This is a genomic window from Lutimonas sp., assembly GCF_051011215.1.
GTDB lineage: Bacteria > Bacteroidota > Bacteroidia > Flavobacteriales > Flavobacteriaceae > Lutimonas.
In genome coordinates this window covers 1-3,409 of sequence record NZ_JBPCUJ010000148.1, presented here as the reverse complement: position 1 = coordinate 3,409, position 3,409 = coordinate 1, and the positions used below count along the sequence as shown (strand labels likewise).

Sequence of the window (3,409 nt, the reverse complement as noted above, 5' to 3'; positions counted from 1 at the left end):
ATACCAACCTATACCACCCGGTAGAAATGCAGTACAACCTTCTAAATCTTCAGAAAAATCATGCTCTATGCTCCAATCATGAGGAAGATCCAGTTTTGTCCAACCAGAGGGTTTATAGGTTGTTAATGAATAATCAGGTGAGTCAGAAAGGGTAAAAAGCCAGTCGTTGTTAAAGCTGGTCAGGTTTTGTGCATTGGATGACAGGCCCAAACTTAATAGAAAAGTTAATACGCATATCTTTAGTGATAAAAAACGTGTGCTCATTTTCATAAAACAGGAAATTAAAAAACGGTTTAGCCATTCAAATTAAGTCTATTTATTGAATAATATCTAAGTGTTTCTTATCTGCTGTCAGCACTATTTTATCAAAGATTTATTGAAAGAGAAGAGTCTTTCCGATTTTTATTCTTTTACTTAAACCCTACATATATTGATAAACGATTTATCTTTATTCGAAATGAGAAAAGTCAATTTTATAGTCAGGAGCAGGGAGAGGATGTGGCAGGAAGAGACATTTATAAAGGTGTTGCAGGACCCGAAATACTATTGGGTTCTAATTAAATGCACCTGAATATCAAGACCTTTAATCATTGATAAAATACTTTCTGTATTGGCTACGAAAAATTACCTTGTTCAATCCTAAACGCAATTCCAATTCACTCCATTTCTTTTTTTTCAAAAACCGCAGTGATCGATTTATTCGAATTCATTGTAATTAAAATCGGATTTTCTTGCCCTGAGGCGTCCCCCTGCCATTCTTTAAAAGTATAGGATTCTGATGGTGTTACAGTTATTCTGGCAACTTCGCCCGGTAAATAGGTCCCTCTGGAAGGACTAACGGACCCTCCCTCTTCTACTGATTTCGAAACCATTAAAACATATTGCAAATCATCATCGTCGTCACAAGATGAAAATGTTGATAAAATCAAGAAAAGTGCAAAGACGAGCCTAAGGGCCGATAAATTTGTATACATAGTTTAATAATTAAATATTTCTGTTCCCAAACTTAAATAATTATCGCTTAATTCAAAAGTCTAGGTGGAATATATTATGAATTTAGTGGGGGCCGATGATTTATCCATTCTGTTTATTGACTTTGGAACCGAAGGGAGTTAACTTCGTTGATCCCAAAGGGGAGCTCCCTAACAAGTAATAAGAAAAATCCGCTAAGGCGTCTTTCATTTTTTATTTCCAAGAATTTTTTCCTTTAAGCTTTGCCTAGTCAAAATCCTTGGAAATAAAAAAAATCCTTCTATCGAATTTGCAGGTGATTTATAGGTTATTTGTGGCAAGAATACTCAGAATTGGTCAAATGGTTTGAATTGTTAATGAACTTTAGATTTTTTTGGAGGAAGCGAATATAGACTAGGTTTATCCGGTTCAACTACCCCATTAATTTCAACATAGACTCGCCATTCTTTAGCTAACTCTTCTAATACATCTGAATGAATTTCTGCCAGATCTTTTGATTCCCCAGGGTCTGATTCAAGATTATATAGTTGCCATTTACCCGATCCATAGGGTTCAGGAAGTTTTAATATTTTCCAATTGCCTTTCCTATAAGCTCTAATTCCAAATAATTCAGATCCAAATCCTCGTTCATCAAAATCAATGCTCTTCTCGCCTTTTATTAATTGAACCATTGACTTCCCTTGCATTGCTAACAATTCAACTTCGTTGTTGCTTGTCAAGGTCTTCTCTGCTGATAATTCATCTGCCGGATGATCAACATTAGCTGCATCCAGCACTGTTGGCATTATATCCATAATATGAACCGGTTTTTTAATATGAGAGGTACTCTGATTCCATTGCTTTGGGGGTTTGATTATTAATGGGCTCATTACCCCACCTTGACTTTGATAGCCTTTCATTAGCCTAAATGGAGCAGCAATTCCATAAGCCCAGCCAGGACCTATATCAATGTTCGAATTTTGAAGCCCACGATTCTCTAAACTATTATCAAAAGTATCCATGAAACTCATATCAGCACCTGCAAGATTCAGATAATCCTCCATAGTTGTTTTACTGGGTCCGTTATCCGAAAATACAAGAATCATGGTATTGTCATAAGCCTTTAGTTCTTTTAATTTCTGCACCAGCAACCAAATATTATGATCTAGTCTATCGATCATTGCTGCATAGACCGCCATGTCTCTTGATGCATTATCTTTTTCTTTCTGATTTAAGTCGTCCCAGGCTGGGATCCACTCAGGCCGCACTTGGGGGGCTATTTGAGGATCGATCAAACCAATAGACTTAAGTTGTTCAAGTCGCCTCAGCTGCAATTGATCCCACCCGTCTTTATACTGATCCTGATACTTCTTGATTAATTCATCCGGGGCATGAAGAGGGTTATGGGGAGCCGTAAAAGACAGATAGGCAAAGAAGGGTTTCTTGTTTTCACCTTGCTCAATATAGTTGATGATTTTTTCGGTATAAAAATCAGATGAATAAAAAATTTTGGGGAATTCCTGAACTGGTTTTCCGTCATTGATATAAGTTCCTGGTTTATTAGGAAATAACGGGGTGTTATCCCAGTGGCTTGCACCACCGTTCAGAAGTACAAAGCTCCTTTCAAAACCCCTGCCAGAAGGCCAGGTGTTTGCTTGCTTATTACCTAGATGCCATTTTCCTGCCATCATGGTATAATAACCTCCGTCTTGCAATACCTCAGCCATGGTTGTCACGCGATGATTTAAAAACCCCTCGTAACCAGGTTTTCCTTTCTGATTTTCGGTAACCACCACATGCGAACCCATTCCAGTTCTATGGTGATCCATCCCGGTCAATAATGAAGCCCTTGTTGATGAACAATTCGGAGTAACATTAAATTGACTGAACATGACTCCTTCTGAAGCCAGTTTATCAATAGAAGGCGTATTTATTTCACTTCCAAACGGCCCTAAATCACTATAACCGGCATCGTCTAATACAATTAAAATTATATTCGGTTTTTTCTCCTTTTCTTCTAGCTTTTCAACTTTTGAACATGAAATAAACAAAAGATTCAAAGACAGTAAAGAAAATGCTATAAAACTATAGGTGATAATTTTAATCTTCATGATATTAGAGTAATTACTAAAGTTAAAAAAAATCGAGATCATTACTAATGGTTATCCGCTCCTCCACTAGGGTCATATGGGTAATCTTTGTACTTATCAATAAATTCGTTAGCATCAAAAGGTAAGTTTTCCATTTCAGCGGGAGGATTTACCAATGCCTTAGTTTCATCCCTGGCATTGGATATACCGGTATAAGACATCCCATGTTTTTGCACCGTATGAGGAAATTTCTTTATCCAGGCATCATGGCGTGCTCTCATTCTTTTAAAAGGTTCTTTCATATGAAATGACTGTACAACCATAGGATGAACTTCACGGTGATCATTGTATAAATCAATTACTGAGGT

3 protein-coding genes and 1 pseudogene are annotated in these 3,409 nt (G+C 37.0%); all 4 read right to left on the bottom strand.

The window, feature by feature from the left end:
* A pseudogene (locus ACR2MV_RS14060) lies at window positions 1–270 on the bottom strand (hypothetical protein); the annotation flags it as partial.
* 386 nt (window positions 271–656) lie between these two features.
* A complete protein-coding gene (locus tag ACR2MV_RS14055; protein WP_434022659.1) occupies window positions 657–974 on the bottom strand; it encodes an InlB B-repeat-containing protein in 318 nt (105 codons plus the stop codon).
* Window positions 975–1,325: 351 nt separating this feature from the next.
* Complete coding sequence (locus tag ACR2MV_RS14050) at window positions 1,326–3,062, bottom strand: arylsulfatase (protein WP_434022658.1); 1,737 nt, start codon at window positions 3,060–3,062, stop codon at window positions 1,326–1,328.
* A 44-nt stretch (window positions 3,063–3,106) separates the two neighbouring features.
* Window positions 3,107–3,409, bottom strand: a 303-nt coding sequence (locus ACR2MV_RS14045; RefSeq protein WP_434022657.1) for a hypothetical protein, incomplete at its 5' end; no start/stop codon positions are given.

Bases quoted from the DNA above. Each gene is read 5' to 3' on its own strand.
- ACR2MV_RS14055 (WP_434022659.1), bottom strand. From the start codon at position 974: ATGTATACAAATTTATCGGCCCTTAGGCTCGTCTTTGCACTTTTCTTG.
- ACR2MV_RS14050 (WP_434022658.1), bottom strand. From the start codon at position 3,062: ATGAAGATTAAAATTATCACCTATAGTTTTATAGCATTTTCTTTACTG.